This window comes from Pantoea sp. Ap-967 (assembly GCF_011752565.1).
Lineage (GTDB): Bacteria > Pseudomonadota > Gammaproteobacteria > Pseudomonadales > Pseudomonadaceae > Aquipseudomonas.
The window spans coordinates 89,512-108,324 of sequence record NZ_VWXK01000007.1 but is presented as its reverse complement, the minus strand read 5'-3'; the positions used below and the strand labels follow the sequence as shown (position 1 = coordinate 108,324).

Annotated in this window: 14 protein-coding genes; 4 read left to right on the top strand and 10 right to left on the bottom strand. The window is 65.8% G+C overall.

Annotated features, from left to right (window positions below; all coding sequences use genetic code 11):
• The first annotated feature begins 27 nt into the window (after positions 1–27).
• Together garD and F3J45_RS09855 are read left to right on the top strand one after the other, a co-directional pair.
• The gene (garD, locus tag F3J45_RS09860; protein ID WP_167060984.1) at positions 28–1,581 is read left to right on the top strand and encodes a galactarate dehydratase; all 1,554 of its coding nucleotides are present in this window, start codon (positions 28–30) and stop codon (positions 1,579–1,581) included.
• 186 nt (positions 1,582–1,767) lie between these two features.
• Complete coding sequence (locus tag F3J45_RS09855) at positions 1,768–3,348, top strand: aldehyde dehydrogenase (NADP(+)) (protein ID WP_167060982.1); 1,581 nt, start codon at positions 1,768–1,770, stop codon at positions 3,346–3,348.
• A gap of 248 nt (positions 3,349–3,596) precedes the next feature.
• On the opposite strand, the gene F3J45_RS09850 is transcribed toward F3J45_RS09855, so the two are convergent.
• The 3 genes from F3J45_RS09850 to F3J45_RS09840 form a co-directional block, all read right to left on the bottom strand.
• Positions 3,597–4,346 (bottom strand): FadR/GntR family transcriptional regulator, encoded by a 750-nt coding sequence (locus tag F3J45_RS09850; protein WP_167060980.1) that lies wholly within the window; start codon positions 4,344–4,346, stop codon positions 3,597–3,599.
• 80 nt (positions 4,347–4,426) lie between these two features.
• Positions 4,427–5,728 carry a cation:dicarboxylate symporter family transporter gene (locus F3J45_RS09845; RefSeq protein ID WP_167060978.1) on the bottom strand — a complete coding sequence of 434 codons (1,302 nt, stop codon included), beginning with the start codon at positions 5,726–5,728 and terminating at the stop codon, positions 4,427–4,429.
• Between the two features lie 69 nt (positions 5,729–5,797).
• A complete protein-coding gene (locus F3J45_RS09840; RefSeq protein WP_167060977.1) occupies positions 5,798–7,153 on the bottom strand; it encodes an adenylosuccinate lyase family protein in 1,356 nt (451 codons plus the stop codon).
• 117 nt (positions 7,154–7,270) lie between these two features.
• Here F3J45_RS09840 and F3J45_RS09835 point away from each other — a divergent pair, with 117 nt between their 5' ends.
• Both F3J45_RS09835 and F3J45_RS09830 read left to right on the top strand, forming a co-directional pair.
• Complete coding sequence (locus tag F3J45_RS09835) at positions 7,271–8,008, top strand: GntR family transcriptional regulator (protein WP_167060976.1); 738 nt, start codon at positions 7,271–7,273, stop codon at positions 8,006–8,008.
• Positions 8,009–8,228: 220 nt separating this feature from the next.
• Positions 8,229–8,558 carry a hypothetical protein gene (locus F3J45_RS09830; protein ID WP_167060975.1) on the top strand — a complete coding sequence of 110 codons (330 nt, stop codon included), beginning with the start codon at positions 8,229–8,231 and terminating at the stop codon, positions 8,556–8,558.
• 90 nt (positions 8,559–8,648) lie between these two features.
• On the opposite strand, the gene F3J45_RS09825 is transcribed toward F3J45_RS09830, so the two are convergent.
• The 7 genes from F3J45_RS09825 to F3J45_RS09795 all read right to left on the bottom strand — a co-directional run bounded on the left by F3J45_RS09825 (position 8,649) and on the right by F3J45_RS09795 (position 18,808).
• Positions 8,649–9,863 (bottom strand): YeeE/YedE family protein, encoded by a 1,215-nt coding sequence (locus F3J45_RS09825; protein WP_167060974.1) that lies wholly within the window; start codon positions 9,861–9,863, stop codon positions 8,649–8,651.
• Positions 9,864–9,940: 77 nt separating this feature from the next.
• Complete coding sequence (locus F3J45_RS09820) at positions 9,941–11,362, bottom strand: undecaprenyl-phosphate glucose phosphotransferase (RefSeq protein ID WP_167060973.1); 1,422 nt, start codon at positions 11,360–11,362, stop codon at positions 9,941–9,943.
• Between the two features lie 160 nt (positions 11,363–11,522).
• Positions 11,523–12,317: a WecB/TagA/CpsF family glycosyltransferase gene (locus F3J45_RS09815; protein WP_205299630.1), complete on the bottom strand. Its 795-nt coding sequence runs from the start codon at positions 12,315–12,317 to the stop codon at positions 11,523–11,525.
• Entirely contained in the window at positions 12,314–13,501 is a 1,188-nt protein-coding gene (locus tag F3J45_RS09810; protein ID WP_167060972.1) for a glycosyltransferase family 2 protein, read from the bottom strand. The genes F3J45_RS09815 and F3J45_RS09810 overlap by 4 nt, the downstream gene beginning before the upstream one ends.
• On the bottom strand, positions 13,498–14,700 hold the full coding sequence (locus tag F3J45_RS09805) for a glycosyltransferase family 4 protein (RefSeq protein ID WP_167060971.1): 1,203 nt from the start codon (positions 14,698–14,700) through the stop codon (positions 13,498–13,500). Before F3J45_RS09805 ends, F3J45_RS09810 begins: the two co-directional genes overlap by 4 nt.
• 72 nt (positions 14,701–14,772) lie before the next feature.
• Entirely contained in the window at positions 14,773–17,823 is a 3,051-nt protein-coding gene (locus tag F3J45_RS09800) for a DUF535 family protein (protein ID WP_167060969.1), read from the bottom strand.
• A 7-nt stretch (positions 17,824–17,830) separates the two neighbouring features.
• Positions 17,831–18,808, bottom strand: coding sequence for a glycosyltransferase family 2 protein (locus F3J45_RS09795; protein WP_167060966.1), 978 nt, complete (start codon positions 18,806–18,808; stop codon positions 17,831–17,833).
• Positions 18,809–18,813 lie beyond the last annotated feature (5 nt).

Sequence of the window (18,813 nt, the reverse complement as noted above, 5' to 3'; positions counted from 1 at the left end):
TGAGAACCTGACAAGTAGGGCCAAACCATGCAGTTGATCGAACATTCCGACTCGCCCCGCTACGTCCGCCTGCACGATGACGACAATGTCGTGGTGGTGGTCAACGACGGCGGCCTGGGCGAAGGCGCCCGCTTCGCCGACGGCCTGACCTTGGTCGAAGGCGTGCCGCAAAGCCACAAGGTGGCCACCGTTGCGATTGCCAAGGGCGAGCCCGTGCGCCGCTATGGGCAAATCATCGGTTACGCACTCGAAAACCTGCGCCAGGGCAGCTGGGTGCAGGAAACCCAACTGGCCATGCCGGCTGCCCCGGAGCTGGACAGCCTGCCACGCTGCGACGCAGTGCCAGCCCCCCTGCCGCCGCTGGAGGGCTTCACCTTCGAAGGCTACCGCAACGCCGATGGCACCGTCGGCACGCGCAACATCCTTGGCATCACCACCACCGTGCAATGCGTAACCGGCGTGCTGGAGCATGCGGTCAAGCGCATCCGCAGCGAACTGCTGCCCCAATACCCCAACGTCGACGACGTGGTCGCCCTCACCCACAGCTACGGTTGCGGCGTGGCGATCAACGCCCGTGACGCCTATATCCCGATCCGTACCGTGCGCAACCTGGCGCGCAACCCGAACCTCGGTGGCGAAGCGCTGGTGATCAGCCTGGGCTGCGAAAAACTCCAGGCCGGCCAGGTGATGCACGAAGGCGACCCGTCGGTGGACCTCAGCGAACCCTGGCTGTACCGCCTGCAGGACGCAAGCCTGGGCTTTGCCGAAATGATCGAGCAGATCATGGGCCTGGCCGATACCCGCCTGAAGAAACTCAACCAGCGCCGCCGCGAAACGGTGCCGGCCAGCGAACTGATCCTGGGTATGCAGTGCGGTGGCAGCGACGCCTTCTCCGGCATCACCGCCAACCCGGCGCTGGGCTATGCCGCCGACCTGCTGGTACGCGCCGGCGCCACCGTGCTGTTCTCGGAAGTGACCGAGGTGCGCGACGCCATCTACATGCTCACCTCCCGCGCCGAAAACCAGGACGTGGCAGGCGCCCTGGTGCGCGAGATGGACTGGTACGACCGCTACCTGCAGCAAGGCGCCGCCGACCGTAGCGCCAACACAACGCCTGGCAACAAGAAAGGCGGGTTGTCCAATATCGTCGAGAAGTCCCTGGGCTCGATCGTCAAGTCCGGCAGTGGCGCCATCCAGGGCGTGCTCGGGCCTGGCGAGCGGGTCGACCGCAAGGGCCTGATCTTCTGCGCCACCCCGGCCAGCGACTTCGTCTGCGGCACGCTGCAACTGGCTGCCGGCATGAACCTGCACGTGTTCACCACCGGCCGCGGCACCCCCTATGGCCTGGCCATGGCCCCGGTGGTCAAGGTGTGCACCCGCAGCGAACTGGCCCAGCGCTGGCCCGACCTGATCGACATCGACGCCGGGCGCATCGCCAGTGGCCGTTCGAGCATCGAGGAGCTGGGCTGGGAGCTGTTCCACTACTACCTGGACGTGGCCAGCGGCCGCAAGCAGACCTGGGCCGAACGGCACCGCCTGCACAACGACATCACCCTGTTCAACCCGGCACCGATTACCTGATGACCAAGGCCAGCTCGATGTTCACGCCTATGGCAACTCCCTGTAGGAGCGGGCTTGCCCGCGAACACCGGCAAAGCCGGTGCCATGCACCGCGTCGCCTGCTTCGCGGCACAAGGCCGCTCCTACAGGGGCCAATCGAGCCGGCCGGATCACTTTTTTGTTCACCCCTCTCTACAGGAGCACCCCATGCCTGAGATCCTCGGCCACAACTTCATCGCCGGCCAGCGCAGCGCCGCCGGCCCACAGCGCCTGCAGAGCCTGGACGCCAGCACCGGCGAGGCCCTGCCCTACAGCTTCGCCCAGGCCACCGAGGCCGAAGTGGACCAGGCCGCCCAGGCCGCCGCCGCCGCCTTCGCCGAGTTCCGCCAACTGGCCCCGGCGCGGCGCGCCGAATTCCTCGACGCCATTGCCGCCGAACTGGACGAACTGGACGACGCCTTCGTCGCCATCGTCTGCCGTGAAACCGCCCTGCCCGCCGCACGCATCCAGGGCGAGCGTGGCCGCACCAGCGGCCAGATGCGCCTGTTCGCCCAGGTGCTGCGCCGGGGTGACTTCCTCGGCGCACGCATCGACCTGGCCCTGCCCGAACGCCAGCCGCTGCCGCGCGTCGACCTGCGCCAGATGCGCATCGGCGTTGGCCCGGTGGCCGTGTTCGGCGCCAGCAACTTCCCGCTGGCCTTCTCCACCGCCGGTGGCGACACCGCTGCCGCCCTGGCCGCCGGCTGCCCGGTGGTGTTCAAGGCACACAGCGGCCACATGGCCACCGCCGACCTGGTCGGTTGCGCCATCGTTCGCGCTGCCGAGCGCACCGGCATGCCCAAGGGCGTGTTCAACATGGTGTTCGGCGGTGGCGTGGGCGAGCCGCTGGTCAAGCACCCGGCCATCCAGGCCGTTGGCTTCACCGGTTCGCTCAAGGGCGGCGACGCCCTGTGCCGCATGGCCGCCGAGCGGCCACAGCCGATCCCGGTATTCGCCGAGATGTCCAGCATCAACCCGGTGATCATCCTGCCGGGCGCCCTGGCCAAGCGTGGCGAAGCCATTGCCCGCGAACTGGCCGGTTCCGTGTGCCTGGGTGCCGGGCAGTTCTGCACCAACCCGGGCCTGGTCATCGGCCTGCAGTCAGCATCGTTCAGCCAACTGCTCGCCGACCTCGGCCAGCACCTGGACCAGCAAGCCGGCCAAACCCTGCTCAACGCGGGCGGCCTGCGCAGCTACGTGGGTGGGCTTGAGCACCTGCACGCCCATGCGGGCATCGAGCACCTGGCCGGCCAGGCCCAGCAAAGCAGCCAGGCCCGCGCCCAGCTGTTCAAGGCCGACGCCCGCCTGCTGGTAGACGCCGACCCGCTGTTGCAGGAAGAAGTATTCGGCCCGACTACCGTTGCCGTGGAAGTGGCAGACACCGCACAACTGCGAGCCGCCCTGCTCGGCCTGCGCGGCCAGCTGACGGCCACGCTGATTGGCGAGCCAGAGGACTTCCAGGCCTTCGCCTGGCTGGTGCCGTTGCTGGAAGAGAAAGTCGGCCGGATTCTGGTCAATGGCTACCCGACCGGTGTAGAAGTGTGTGACGCCATGGTTCACGGCGGGCCGTATCCTGCCACCTCCGATGCCCGTGGCACCTCGGTCGGCACCCTGGCCATCGACCGTTTCCTGCGCCCGGTGTGCTACCAGAACTACCCGCAGGCGCTGTTGCCCGAGGCACTGCGTGACAGCAACCCGCTGGGCCTGCGCCGCCTGGTCAACGGGCAGTGGAGCGAAGGGGCGGTCTGATTGCCCTAAGACAACAAAGCCCCGCATCTGCGGGGCTTTTCTTTGGTGTAGCTTGTGCCTACGGCGGTTACGCCAACCTGGTAGGAGCGAGCGTAGCTCGCGAAGGGCCGCGCAGCGGACCCAGGGGTTTCAGCTTCGCGGCACATGATGCTGGGGCTGCCTTGCAGCCCATCGCGAGCTACGCTCGCTCCTACCAGGCCATCGGCAACGGGTGAAACGGTAAAGGGCCAGCCCTGCCTACACAGGCCTCAGGCCCCCAGCGCCTCGGCCTCTTCATGGGCCTGGCGCAGACGCTCGCGGCTGTTGCTCAGGTGCATGCGCATGGCCATCTTCGCCCCTTCGCTGTCGCGCCGGGCAATGGCTTCGTAGATGGCCTCGTGCTCGTGCATCAGCCGGCTCATGTAGTGCGCCTGGTCATCATGGGCCAGGCGCGCCGAATTCAACCGGGTACGCGGAATGATGCTGGTGCCCAGGTGGTTGATGATATCGGCGAAGTAATGGTTGCCGCTGGCCTGGGCGATGCGCAGGTGGAACTGAAAATCCGCCGACACCGCATCCAGGGCATGGGCGGCCCCTTCGTTGAGCTCATCGAGCGCGGCACGCATGCCCGCCAGCTCCTCGTCACTGCGCCGCTGCGCGGCAAGGCCTGCCGACTCGATCTCCAAGGCAATGCGCAGCTCCAGCACCGCCAGCACTTCGCGCAGCGTCACCACCGTGGCCGGGTCGATACGGAAACCCCCGGTTGCCGGGGCGTCGAGCACGAAGGTGCCGATGCCATGGCGCGTCTCGACCTGCCCGGCAGCCTGCAGCCGCGAGATCGCCTCACGCACCACGGTGCGGCTGACGCCCTCCTCGGCCATGATCTGCGACTCGGTCGGCAGTTTGTCGCCGCGCTTGAGCTGGCCGCTGCGAATCCGCTCGGTCAGTACCGTGACCAGTTCCTGGGCCAGACTGCGTGGCTTGCGCCGGGTCTTTGCCTGTACCTGCTGCTCTGTCATGCCCTGTGTTTCACCTTGAAAGACAGCCGTCATGATAGCGCAAGCAGTTGTACGATCACATACACCCGGTGCGCTATTTCTTACAAAGCCGCCGTTGGCGCACGCCCCAGCACCCGGGCGTATTCGTCACGTGCATGCTGCTCGGTGAACTCCCCTGCCCACTTGGCCACCACCACAGTGGCCACGCTGTTGCCGATGGTGTTGCACGCAGCCATGGCCATGGACATGAACCGGTACACGCCAAACAGCAATGCCAGGCCCTCCACCGGCAGCACGCCAATGGCCGTGACGGTGGCGGCGAACACCACGAAACTGCCGCCCGACACTGCCGCAGCGCCCTTGGACGTCACCAGCATGATGGCCAGGATGCCCAACTGCTGCTCCCAACCCAGCGGCACGCCGTAGGCATTGGCGATGAACAGCACGCTCAGCGACATGTACAGCAACGTGCCATCGAGGTTGAAGGCATAACCGGTTGGCAGCACCAGCCCCACGCTCTGCTTCGAGCAGCCGAACCGCTCCAGTTTCTGCAGCAGGCGCGGCAAGGCGCTTTCCGACGACGCCGTGCCCAGCACGATGAATATCTCGTCCTTGATGTACGCCAGAAAGCGCAGGAAGCTGAAGCCCGACAGGCGGCACACCGCGCCCAGCACCACGAACAGGAAGAACGCCACCGCCACGTAGAACATCAGCACCAGGTTGGCCAGCGACATCAGCACCGCCGAGCCGTTGCTGCCCACGGCATAGGCCACCGAACCGAAGGCGCCCAGCGGGGCGAACTTCATGATCAGGTTGATGAACTCGAAGAAGCATTCCGAAACGCGGTTGAGGCCGTCCTCGATCACCTCCCGGCGTTCCTGCTTCAAGGCCAGCAAGGCGAAGCCGAACAGCACGGCAATCACCAGCACCTGCAACAGCTGGCCACCCGCGAAGGCGCCGACGAAATTGTCCGGGAAGATGCCGTAGATGAAGTCCATGGTCGAGGTCGGCGCGTGGCCCTTGGCGACCGCAGCCGACGCCGCTGCCGAGGCGGCGCTGCTGGCGTGGGCACCGTGCATGCCTGAGCCGATGCCGATCAGGTTGCCCCACAGCAGGCCAATGGCCAGGGCCAGGGTCGACAGCACCTCGAAGTACACCAGGGCACGCCAGCCAACCTTGCCCACCCGCTTGATGTCACCGGCCGAGGCAATGCCGTGCACCACGGTAAAGAACACCAGCGGCGCAACGGCCGTCTTGATCAGCTTGAGAAAGATATCCCCGAGCACCTTGAAACTGGCAGCGAGCTCGGGCGCGATGAAACCAAAGGCGATGCCCAGCAGCATCGCCGCCACAACCTGGAAGGTCAGGTCCTTGTAGAGCGGTTTTTTCAACGTGGAAGACATGGCTGCATTCTCATTGTTCTTGTAGAAAAACACGCCGTGGCCCGGCCATTCGCCGGGCCGCGGTGCACATCAGCGGGCGACGGCGCCCGGGCGGGCCAGGGCCAGGTCGACCATCTGCGGCGCCATGCCCAGGTAGTTGGCCGGGTCGCACAACCCCTGGAGGGTGGCCAGGTCCAGGCTTGCGGTGGCTTCACCCTGGGCCTGCAGCGCTTCGAGCAGGCTGATGCCCTGGTCGTTGGCCAGGCGGCAGGCGGCGTACACCACGTCGTGGGCCACCTGGCGGCCCAAGGCCGGTGCCAGGCCCATCATCACCGCCTCGGCAACGATCAGGCCCTGGGTCATGTCGAGGTTCTTGCGCATGCGCTCGGTGCGCACGTCCAGCCCGGCGAGCATGAAGCGCGCCTGGCCCAGCGAGGCGGCAGTGAGGGCGAAGGCCTCGGGAATGGCGATCCACTCCGCCTGCCAGGGGCCAGTGGAGCGCTCGAAGTCCTGGATCATCGCATCGAGCATCAGCCCGGCTTGCTGGCGCACGCCCTTGGCAGCGGCATACATCAGCTCGCAGGAGATGGGGTTGCGCTTCTGCGGCATGGTGCTGCTGGCACCACGGCCCTTGACGAATGGCTCGTAGGCTTCGCCCAACTCGCTGGTCATCATCATCATGATGTCCAGCGCCACCTTGCCCAGCGAGGCGCTGACCAGGCCCAGGAAATTCAGGGTTTCGGCCAGGCCGTCACGGGCCACGTGCCAGGTCGCCTGGGGTACGCCCAGGCCCAGTTCGGCCATCAACGCCGCCTGCACCTGCAGGCCCTTGTCACCCAGTGATGCCAGGGTGCCGGCGGCCCCGGCGAACTGCCCCACTTCCACCCGCGGGCGCAGTTCGACCAGGCGCTCGGCGTGGCGGTCGAACATGCTCAGCCACACCGCGCACTTGTAGCCGAAGGTGATTGGCAGCGCGTGCTGCAGGTGGGTACGGCCGGCCATCGGCGTGTCGCGGTAGCGCTGCGCCAGTTCGGCCAGCAGGCCACGCACGGCCTGCACGTCGCGCTCGACGATGGCCAGGGCGGCGCGCACCTGCAGCACCACGGCGGTGTCCATGATGTCCTGGGTGGTAGCCCCCCAGTGCACGTAGCGGCCAGCCTCGCCGCACAGTTTGGACAGCTGCTCGACCAGCGGCAGGATCGGGTAGCCGACGATCTCGGTTTCGTGCTGCATCAGCGCCAGGTCCAGCGCGTCGTAGCGCGACAGCTCGGCAATCTGCGCCGCAGCCTCGGCCGGAATCACCCCGCAGCGGGCCTCGGCCCTGGCCAGGGCCACTTCAACTTCGATATAGCGCTCGATCAGCGCCTGGTCAGAGAACACCGCACGCATTTCGGCGGTGCCGAACATGTCGCGGAACAGGGTGGAGTCGAAAACGGTGGTGGACATGGGCGGCCATCCTGAAATGCTGTTATTGAGCGTACATATTTTATATGTCCGTACATAATTCTTGCCCCAGCGCTGATACACTGTCAACCGGTGCATTTGACGGGACAGACCGAAGGCATGAACGAAACGCGATACGCCGTGGTGGCCAAGGACTTGATGGAAGGCATCGCCAGTGGCCGTTACCCCGTGGGCAGCCTGCTGCCTACCGAGTTCGAGCTGTGCGATTTGTACGACGTGAGCCGCCACACGGTGCGGGCGGCCATCAACCAGTTGCTCAACCAGGGCCTGGTGTCACGCCGCAAGCGGGTCGGTACGCGGGTTGAGGCCAGCAGCCCACGGGGTGGCTACTCCCAGTCGCTGGCAACGGTGGCGGACCTTGCCCACCTGGCGGAAACCCAGCAGCGGGAAATTCAGGACGTGCGCCATTTCGTGGCCGACCTGGGCGAGGCGGCGCGCCTGGGGCTGGTGCCGGGCGAGCATTACTTCTGCGTGTCGAGCATCCGGGTCGACCGCCAGCACAATGCCGCCCCGCTGTGCTGGACGGATGTCTACGCCCAGCGTGACTACGCCGAGGTCATCGACCTCGCCCGCGCGCAGCCAGGCCAATTGATCGCCAGCCTGATCGAGCAGCATTACGGGCGTGCCATTGCCGTGGTCGACCAGCAGGTACGGGCGGTGTTGCTGCCGGTGGAGTTGGCGCGGGTGTTAAAGGCCGAGGCGGGTTCGCCTGGGTTGAAGATTCTGCGTCATTACCGCGACGACAGCGGCGAGTTGATGGCCGTGTCCGAGACGGTGCACCCGGATGACCGCTTCACCCTGGTAACCCAGATGCGCCGGGATAAAGCCCCCGCCTGACCCGAAAACGGTGGTAGGAGCGAGCGTAGCTCGCGATGCGATCTACCAGGCGCCACATGCCTTGAGGTATGGGCCCGTCTGTGAGATCGCATCGCGAGCTACGCTCGCTCCTACCAAGGTTGCGTTATCGCTCGGGGTAACAATGCCAGCAAGATACTGGCCCCCAGGCCTGCGAAGCGCGGGCAAACTTCGTTCATCTTCAGATGCTTAGGACAGCAACATGCGAACATTTCTAGCAGCGATGGCCGGTTGCCTGCTTGCCACCGTCGCCTTCGCCGCCCAGGCTCGGGCACTAGACCAGAACGACCGCAACGTCTGTGGCTGGGGCTCGCAGATCGCCGCCGAGGCCCAGCACGCCAAGCTTTCCGGGGTCACCCTGTACGCGACCCGCAAGAAGCTGCAAGTGCGGCGCTTCCCCAAGCCGTGGATGCGCATGACCGCCTTCGGCATCACCGAGCAAACCTACAACAGCCGCTCGCGGCTGCAGCCTGCGGCAATCAAGCAGACGTACTACGAGCAGTGCGTCCAGCATGCCGTTGCGAAGAAATAATCTTAACAATTCAATAAGTTAGACCGCATATGTGATCTAACTTATTTAAGAAATCACTTGAGCTTTCTCCCAGCTCAAGCCACCCGGCTGTCAGCAGCCGCTGAGCGTCGCAGCCCGGCGTTCACCGGCAAAGAACAGCGGGCGCAGGCGCACGCCGATCAGGTTGCCGCCATACGCCGCCACCAGCCACAGCCAGCCATGCAGGCTGCCCGAGGCGATGCCGCTGAAGTAGGCGCCGATGTTGCAACCGTATGCCAGGCGCGAGCCATACCCCAGCAGCAGGCCACCGATCACCGCGGCAATCAGCGACGGCAGCGGAATCTTCAGGCTGGGTGCGAAGCGCCCGGCCAGGCCCGCTGCCAGCAACGCGCCGAGCACGATGCCCAGGTCCATCACCGTGGTGATGTCCTGCCACAGCGGCGCTGCCAGGGCCTTGGCGTTGGCCGGGGCCTGCCAGAACACCCAGTTGCCCACGTCCACGCCGAAGCTGGCCAGGGTCTTCGCCCCCCACAGGGCAAATGCCGAGGTGATGCCCCACGGGCGCCCCGCCAGGGCCAGGGTGGCGTAGTTCAGCAGGGCCAGGGCAATGGCGCCCCACAGAAGCGGCCACGGGCCACGCAGGAAACGGCGCAGGCCCTGGTGCTCGCTGCTCACGGGAGCCTCCAGGGTGCCATGGCGGCGCTTTTCCAGCACCACGCTGGCCCAGGCGATGACCGCGAACAGCGCAACGCTCGCCAGCAACGCCGGGGCCACGCCCCAGGCCTGGACGATCGACGTCGCCGGGAACGACGGCAAGGCAAACCACCAGTCGGCGTGATGGGTGGCCGTCACCGAGCCAATGATGAAGAACAGCAAGGTCACCAGCATCCGCGCGTTACCGCCACCCACCGTGAACAGCGTGCCCGACGCGCAGCCGCCGCCCAGTTGCATGCCAATGCCAAAGATGAAGGCGCCGAACACCACCGACACACCGGCAGGTGCGACCAGCCCGGTGACCGGCGTGCCGAACAGGCTGCCCGCCGACAACGCCGGGAAGAACAGCAGCACGGCCAGGGTCAGCATGACCATCTGCGCGCGCAGGCCCGCGCCCCGGCGTTCGTTGATGAACACACGCCAGGCCGAGGTAAAGCCGAAGGCGGCGTGGTACAGGGTCAGGCCCAGGGCGGCGCCGACGATCAGCAGCAACATCTGCTTGAAGCCGGCATTGAGGTTGAGGAACCAGGCCCCGGCCAGCAACAGGGCCAGGGCGATCAACGGCGCGCCGAGGCGGCGCGGTTCGGGTGTGGCGGTAACGGAAAGACCCATCGGAATACTCGGATTACAGTGAAACGGGCCTCGAGTATACCCCTGCGCCAGGCATCATGCTGCACGTTGGCCTGGCTTCAATAAGCCTGCTTGCCGGTAAAGGCATTGAGCGTTCGCACCAGGATCACGAAGTCGAGCCACAACGACCAGTTGTTGATGTACTCGATGTCCGAATCGACCCGCTGGATCATCTGCGCAACCGACTTGGTTTCACCCCTGAACCCGCGCACCTGGGCAAGGCCGGTCATGCCCGGCTTGATGTTGTGGCGGGCGAAGTACTCGACGATGTCCTGGGAGTACAACGAGTCATGTTGCAGTGCATGCGGGCGCGGGCCGACCAGGGACATTTCCCCGGTCAGCACATTGAACAGCTGCGGCAGTTCATCCAGGCTGGTGCGGCGAATGAAGGCGCCAACCTTGGTCAAGCGCGGGTCGTTCTTCTCGGCCTGCTTGACCACGCCGTTTTCCGGCTGATGAACATGCATGCTTCTGAACTTCCAGATGCGGAACGATTCGCCCGTCCAGCCAGTACGCTCCTGGCGAAAGAACACCGGCCCCGGGCTGTCGAGCTTGATGGCCAGGGCAACGGCCAGCAACACCGGTGACGCGCACAATACGATCAGCGCCGCCAGCACCCGGTCTTCGAGGTTCTTGAGGAACAGGCTCATGCCGGTCAGCGGCGTTTCCGACAGGGTCAGTACCGGAATCCCGGCAATTTCCCGCACACTGTGGTTGATCAGGCGCAGCGAGAAGATGTCCGGCACCCAGTTCACCGCAATGCACTTGTCGAGCAGCTTCAGGTAGACATCGTTGATCAGCTCAGAGCCGCCCAGTGGGGTCACCAGGTAGACAGTGCGAATGGCATGTTGCGCGACAATTTCGTCCAACTTCTTAATAGAACCCAATATGGCCAAATGCGTTTTACCGTCTGCACTTTCCTGTTCCGAACCGGGAACTTCATCGAGGCTGACACAACCGACTACGCGCTCGCCAAACCACGGGTTATTACTGATCTTCTGATACAGAAAGTTGGCCAGGTCGCCTTCCCCGATAATCAGCGCATTGTCCAGCCGGGCATGGGCGGTAAAACGCTTCTGTACTTCACGCACGGCGAAGTGCAGAAACAACTGGGCAATGTAACCAAATATAAATAACTGCCCGACCACCATCCGCGAATAGGTTTCGCTCTGCTTGGTCAGGAACGCCAGCACCACCAGGAAGCAGAACGTCGCCGACCACGCCTTGAACAGCCGGAACGCCTTGATCGAGAGCCCCACGTTGGTCCGGTAGATCGCGTAATGGTCGTAGATCACCGCCAGGGCGCCGATCAACAGCAGCAGCATGATGACGTAGTCGGAGGTGATGTAGCCGATCTGGTCGTAGATCAGGTACCAGGCCACACCGGTCACCGCGATGCCGTCGAGGCCGGCCTGGATGGCGTTGCTGACGCTGCTCCGGCGCTGAAGTAAGGAACGACTGCTTCTGGGTTCGAACACCATTGTCAGGCCTCATCAAAGTTAGCGCAGCAATTGTTTTTCACCTGGCTGGAACAATTAACTCACACACTTTTCACACTAAGCTCAACAAGGCCCGGGCCTGTTCATGCCCTCGCGGCGTTGATATCACTGTAGCAGCCATGAGTCAGCACGGCGGCGTAATTTAGCGCTGCCGCTGTTTCTGTCGCCCGCCCTGCGACGTATTACTGGCGGTTTGGCCAGCGGCGCGTCCCAGTCGCCAGGTGCGCAGCAGAAACAGCGGGTTGCCCACCACATAACGCATGAACAACCGCCGCGGCTCCTTCAACAAGCGGTAGGCCCATTCACCGCCCAGGCGCCGTAGCCAGCGCGGCGCCCGGCTCACTTTGCCGCCGAGAAAATCCAGCACCGCCCCACCGCAGACGATCAGGCACGGCCCGGTCGTTGCCTGCAGCCGCGCGGCCACGGCTTCCTGCTTGGGCATGCCCATGCCCAGCACGATCAGTTCCGGTTGTACGGCCTGGGCCAGCGCCACGTAGCGGTCAACCTCGGCAAAGCCGTCGTGCACCGACACCGGCGCAACACCGTACAGCGCCTCGCAACGCCGGGCAGCTTCGCCAAGCACCGGCTCGCGTGTGCCCCAGAACGCCACGCGCCGGCCTTTGTAGGCTGCCAGCAGGCGCGGAATGAAATCGGTGCCGTTCATGTTCAGCCCTGGGTCGAGCCCCAGGCGCCGACACAGAATCGCCACCCCCGAACCATCGCGCAGCAGCAAGTCGGCGTTTGCCAGGGTATGGCTGAAGGCCGCATGCCCGGTGGCCATGTTGAAGCCATGGGCATTGACGAACGCCAGCACCGTCGCTTGCTTGGGCGCGCCGAGCAGCGCCAGCAGGCGCTGCTCCTCGGCCGGGTCACTGACCACATGCATGTTGCCGATCACGCTGTGCCAGCGGGCCTGCCAGGTTTGCTCTGCCATCATTGGTCATCCCGCTTGGAACGCACCCACTGCACCTGGCGGCGGATCAGGAAGCCCAGGTACAGGGGAATTTTCTTGGTCGCATACAACGGTGCATAGATCAGCACCGAGAACGGGATCACTTCCCGGGAGAAACGCCCCCAGGCCAGCAGCACCGCAGCCACCAGCAAGGCCATGCCAATACTGGCCAGCACCGCCGCGCCCCACACACCCAGCCACAGGCCGGCCAGCCAGGCCACCACGAACAGCGCCGACAGCGCCAGGGTCAGCAGCGCCAGCGGTGGCACCAGCAAATCGAGCGCCATGGCCAGCAGCGGCAGCTGGCGCCGCGCCAGGGCACTGCCGAGCAGTTTCGGCCCGTCGCTGACCAGCACCCCCAGGTGGCCATGTTCCCATCGGGTGCGCTGGTTGCTCAGGCCTTCGGGGTTAAGCGGAAACAGGCTGGTCACCTCAGCCTCTGGGCAGAACAGTGGCGGCTTGCCTTGGCGGCAGAACTCCAGGCCCAGCTTGAGGTCTTCGGCCAGGTGCCCGGTGGCCAGGTTGGCCGTGGCCAGCTCTTCCCAGCGAAACGCCATGCCCGTCCCCATCAGCTGGCAGGGCAACCCGGCGCGCGCCATACCCCGTGGCCGCACCAGGTTCTTCATGCGCCAGGCAAACTCGGCCACCTGGATTTTCAGCCCGGCGCCGGCTGGCGCACGCATCAGGTCCAGGGCCTGCACCGGGCGCGCGGTGGCAACGCACAGGTGCGCCAGGTGATCGAGCGAGCCTGCGGTAAGCTTGCAATCGGCATCGATGATAACCACCACCTGCGGCGGTGAAGCGGCCAGGTGCCGAACGCCATGGTCCAACGCATAGCCCTTGCCGCGCAGTTCGGCGTGCTGGCGTTCGGTGACCTGGGCGCCCGCCGCGCGGGCCAGGGCAGCGGTGTCGTCGCTGCAGTTGTCGGCCACCACCAGCAGTTGGTCGCCCTCGCCCAATTGCTCCTGGATGCTGGCCAGCGTCGCGCCGAGCACCGTCGCTTCATTGTGCGCCGGCACCAGCACCGCCAGGCGCGGGCGTGGCCCACGCGGCACAGGCAAGGGGCGTGCGGCCAGGCAGGCCAGCAGCACCTCGGTGAACAGCACCAGCACCGGCACCAGCATCAGCAGGGCCAGCGCGGTCAATAGCCAAGCCAGGAGCGTAATCATGCGCAAGCCTCGAAGTAGCGCGCCAGCTTGGCCGCCTCGGTGTCGATATCGTGGCGTTCCAGCACCCGCTGGCGGGCCGCCTCGCCCATGCGTTGCAGCACCTCCAGCGGCTGCGCCAGGCAGTCGGCCATGGCGGCCGCCAGCTCGTCCACCGCTCCGGCGGGGAACAGCCAGCCATTCTCGTTCGGCCGCACCAGCTCGGGAATGCCCGCCACATAGGTGGTCAATACCGGGCGGCGCAGGGCCATGGCCTCCATGATCACCACCGGCAAGCCTTCAGCGAAGCTCGGCAGCACCAGCGCGCGGGCCGCGAGTATTTCCTCACGCACCTGGGCGCTGCTGATCCAGCCGGTGATGCGCACCTGGGCCTGCAGCCCATGGCGGGTGACCAAGGCCTCGATCTGCGGGCGCATCTCGCCGTCGCCGGCCAGCACCAGCTCGAAGGCGATGCCTTGCACGGCCAGCCTGCGCGCCGCCTCCAGCAGCAGCAACTGGCCCTTCTGCTCGCACAACCTGCCCACGCACACCAGCCGTGGCGCCGAGGGAATGGCAACCGCCGGGATCTCATGGAAGGCCCGCTCCAGGCCGCAATGCACGACCTTGACCTTGGGCCAATGCTCGTGGTCCACCCAGCGGTACAGCTGGCTGCGCCCGTAGGAGCTTACCGCTGCGACGAACGCGGCCCGCCGCACCTTCTCGCCCACCTGCAGGAATTGCGGCTTGTCGAACTCCTCAGGCCCATGCACGGTAAAGCTGAAGGCCGGGCCACCCAGGGCGTTGGCCAGCATCACCACCTCGGCGGAATTGGTGCCGAAATGGGCATGCACGTGTTCGGCGCCAAACGCCTGCAACCACTGCACCACCTGGCACGCCTCGGCCAGGTAGACCAGGTGGTACGGCAACGGCCGGTCGGCCCGCAGGCCCAGGCGCATGGCCAGCCACAAGGCCGCGCCAAAGCGCCGGGGCTGGGCGCGCAGCAGCTGCCACAGCGGCGTGAGCAGGCCCTTGATGCCGGCTTGCAGCACGTACTGGGTCTTGTCGCGCTCGGCAAGGTCCTCGCTGTCCTGCAACTCGCCGTCCCAGCCGCGCAGGGCGATGCGTTGCACCACCACGCCCTGGCGTTCCAGGGCAAGTATTTCGCGGCGGATGAAGCTGTGGCTGACTTTCGGGTACTGATTGATGAAGTAAGCAATGCGCATTGGAAATCCATTCAAAGCTTGCTTGAGAGAGGGCCTGGCGGCCTGTTCGCGGCGCAATCCGCCTGCACCGGGTCAGTCACCCACCTGTGGCATCGAGTTGGCCCGCGAACAGGGCGCTGGGCCCTCTTGCGAAAGGGCATGAATTGCAGGGGCATTGGGCGTCGTTGTGCCAAGCACCTCCTCATAGATCCCCAGCAACTCCAGGGCCTGGTCACTGCACAAGGTGATGCCTTGCTTGAAGCTGTTGCGGTGCTGCTGGTAGCGCGCCGGGTGTTCGAGAATGTCCAGCAGCGCCTCGCGCAGGTAGGCTTCGTCTGCACTCAAGGGAATCAGCGTGCCGTTCACCCCATCGACGATGTCCTCGACCGTGCCGCCAGCGTGGGTGCTGATGACCCAGACGTCGCGTACCAGTGCCTCGCGCACCGCAAGGCCAAAGGTTTCCTTCGACTGGGTGGGGAACAGCAACACGTCGATGCCGGCGAAGAACTCGTCGATGTTCGCCTGGGTATAGCCGGGCACGATGCTCACCGTACCGGGGATTTTCAGGCTGTGCCGGTTGAACGAGCGAAACCCCAGGTGCAGCAGGTTGTCGACCACCTTCAGCTCGTAGTCCGAGCGTGCCAGCGAGGCAAATGCCCGGGCGATCACGTCGATGCCCTTGATCGCGGCATTGCCGCCCACGAAACCAAAGCGCAGGGTTTTGCCAGGGTGGCGGTGATAGCCTGCGGCGGGCGGCAGGATGCCGTTGCGGTTGACGCGAATCCTGGCGGCCTCGAAGCCATTGGCGATGTACAGGTTGCGGCAGAACGCACTGGGTGCCAGCAGCAGGCTGGCCTGCTCCAGGGTGTTGGCCAAGAGCGCCTGGCGATAGGTGTTCAGCGCCGGGTCATCGACGCACTGGGCGCACACCTGCAGGTCGACGGTGGTCTGCCCGCAGTAGTGGCCATCTCGGTCGATCATGAACTGGCGCCCGCACACCCACCAGGTGTCGTGCAGGGTCACCACGAAGGGTATCTGCGCCTGCCGGCAGCGCTCGGCCAGCTGTACGCCCAGGCCCTGAATCGAGTGCAGGTGCACAAGGTCCGGCGCCACGCGCGCCAGCACGGCGTCGAACACTGCCACTGTGGCCGGGTTGTCGAAGTCCTCCTGGGCCGAGCGCTGGTCTGGCAAGCCCATGCCCAGCACCACCGCGCCATGGGCTTCATAACGGTACAGGCTGTAAGGCTCGGCATCGGCTTGCGGCAGCGAGGTGAGAATGAACTGCTGGAACGGCGACGCCGCCACCACCAGCCGCGCCATCTGCTCGGCCACCACGGTTGCGCCACCGAAACTGCGCGGGGCGAAGAAAATATTGGCCGCCAATACCCGTCGCCCACGCTCGATACTCAAGGCCGGCAGCACCTTGCCAAGCTGTTCGCGGGCCTGGGCGTCACCGTCTGCCTGGCTGCCCACCACGCAGACATGCGCCGTGCCCAGGTCGCTCATGGCCATGGCCAAGTTGGGCGTGGACGCGATCGCACGCTCGCACGACAACATCGCCAGCTGGTACTGGGCCACGGCCATCATCACCGCCAGCACGGCGTCGTCGCCCAGCTCGCTCATGTCGTCGCGTTGCCGGTAGGCCTGCGGGTCGAACACCAGTTCGTCGCAATCCCAGAACGAGGTCACCTTCAGCCGCCTGGCCTCCTCCACCAGCTGCACCACCCTGGCAACACCCGGCACCCGGTGCAGGATCAGCGTGCCGCACACCTGCAAGGCACTCAGGCACGCACTGTGCTCGCGCCAGTCGACTACCTGGCACCCGTAGCCCAGCGCGCACACCTGCTGCTGCAGCCAGCCCAGGCGCCCATCCAGGGGCTGTGCGGGGTCGAATTCGCCAATCAACAGCACCTCACGGGGGAACAGCTCGCTGGCGGGCACCCCGGGGCTGATCAGTGGCAAGCTTTTGCGCTTGCTGTCGCCAGGCTTGAGGAACAGCCCAGGGCCATGCTTGAGCAGTTCGCGGCAGGCCTTTTTCAGGGTCGGGTACAACCCGGCCTTGCGCAAGTAGGCCCTGAACCGCTGGTCTGCCCGCGGCTCGGTCAACAGCTGACGCAACACCCCGGCAAGCTTGGCGTGCAGGGCCGCCGACTTCGAAGTGGCCAGCGCCGGCTGGCGGATCAGCATGGCGCTGCCCAGGCGCGCACGGTGCGCTTGCACCTGATGCTCGCGCCCGCTTAGCGGCAAGGCCACGGCCAGCTGCGCGAACAGGTCGTCGAGCATGGCCTGGCGGCGGCGATACATCGCCCGTTTCTTCGGCGCGATGTCCTCGGCCGCACGCTGGGTGGCGGCCAGGGGGATGCGGAAGAAGCCCTCAAGCTCCGACGGCTCTGCCCCGCTTTCACTCCAGATCACGTCATAGTTGGCGGCCAGGGCCTGGGCCTTGTCGGCGCCGAAATACGGGTGGCGGTGGTGCCGGTTGTCGTCGGCCACTGCGTAGATGCGCCCGGCGCCCAGGCTGCGCGCCAGGAACTTCAACGCCTCGATCACCAGGCTGCGCGGGCGCAGCCCTTCGAAGTCCTTGGTCAGGTCACGGTAGATGTTCAGCGATGTCTCGCTGTCCACGCCCTTGTGAATGCCTTGCACCGCGCCCACGTACAGGCACAGCTCGCCTGCCATGCGGCCTAGGGTGAATGCCACCGAGGCCACGCGCAGCTCGCCCTGGAACAGGTTCAACACCAGCTCACCCTCGCGCTTGAACCAGATCGGCCGGTCCAGCACCAGGGTGCAGCCTGCCGAGTAGGCCGACAGGTCACACAGGGTGCGGCTGTCCTCGCGCCCCAGCAGCACCAGTGCGGGGAACTGCGCGGCCACCACTTCGTAATGGGTGGCCAGCACGTCCAGGCGCACCGGCGCGTCCCACTGCTTGCAGATGTAGGGCCACTGCACCACGCCAATGCAGTCGTAGCCAAGCGCGGCGAAGCCATCGTCGCCCAGCGAGCGCGACATGCGCTGCAAAAACCGCTGCAGCGCCGGCCAGTGCCTGACCACCATCACCAGCAATTTGCGCAGGTTGTTCAGTGCCCGCAGCGAGTACCCCGGCTGCAAGCGGAGCAAGCTACGGGCCAACGATCGGAAGCTCATCGACATGTCACTTGTACTCGATCAATGCAGTCTTGCTGGCAGTGAACCTGTCCAGCGCGAATTTGACCTGCCCGACCATCTCGGGAAACTTCGACAGCACCAGGAAAATGCCCTGCAGCCAGTTCTCGCGCGCGGAGCGGTCGCCACGCCTGGCCAGGCGCACCGCTTGCAGCGGGTACACCAGCAACAACAACAGCCCCCAGCCGTCGAACAAGGTGCAGGCCAGCAGGATCACCACGGGCAACGCCAACCCCCACAGCCAGGCCCTGCGCGACTCGCGCCGCCAGTGCCGTTCGGGTGGGTCGCCATGCAGGTAGGCACCTTCGGCAAAGGCGTAGCCACCGCGCACACTGCGCCGCCACCACTGGCTGAAACGGGTCATGGCGGCGTCGTGCAAGGTCATCTCCTCGCCCAGCCGCCAAATCTTCCAGCCGCGCGCACGCAGGCGCACGCACAGCTCCGGCTCTTCGCCGGCGATCAACCCTGGGCGGAAACCGGACACGCCCTGGAAGGCCTCGACGCGCATCAGTGCATCCCCCCCGCAGGCCTTGGCCTGCCCCACCGGTGTGTCCCACTCCAGGTCGCACAGCAGGTTGTACACCGAACGTTCTGGAAAGCGCTCGCGGCGCCGCCCGCACACCACGGCCACGTCCGGGTGCTGGTCAAGAAACGCCTGCCCCCGCGCCAGCCAGCCGGCCACCACTTCGCAATCGCCATCGACGAATTGCACGTATTGCAGCGTCGGCGCCAGCTGCAGCAACCGGGCAAAGCCCTCGTTGCGCGCCCGCGCCGCGGTGAACGGCTGGGCCATGTCCAGTGCCACGACTTCGATACCCAGGCCCTGTGCCTTGTGCACCGAACCGTCGGTGGAGCCCGAGTCGACGTAGACGATCTGTTGGGCACTGTCGGCAAGCGAAGCCAGACAACGCTCCAGGCGCAGGCCTTCGTTGCGGCCGATCACCACCACGCCGATGCCGTTCATCATGGGCC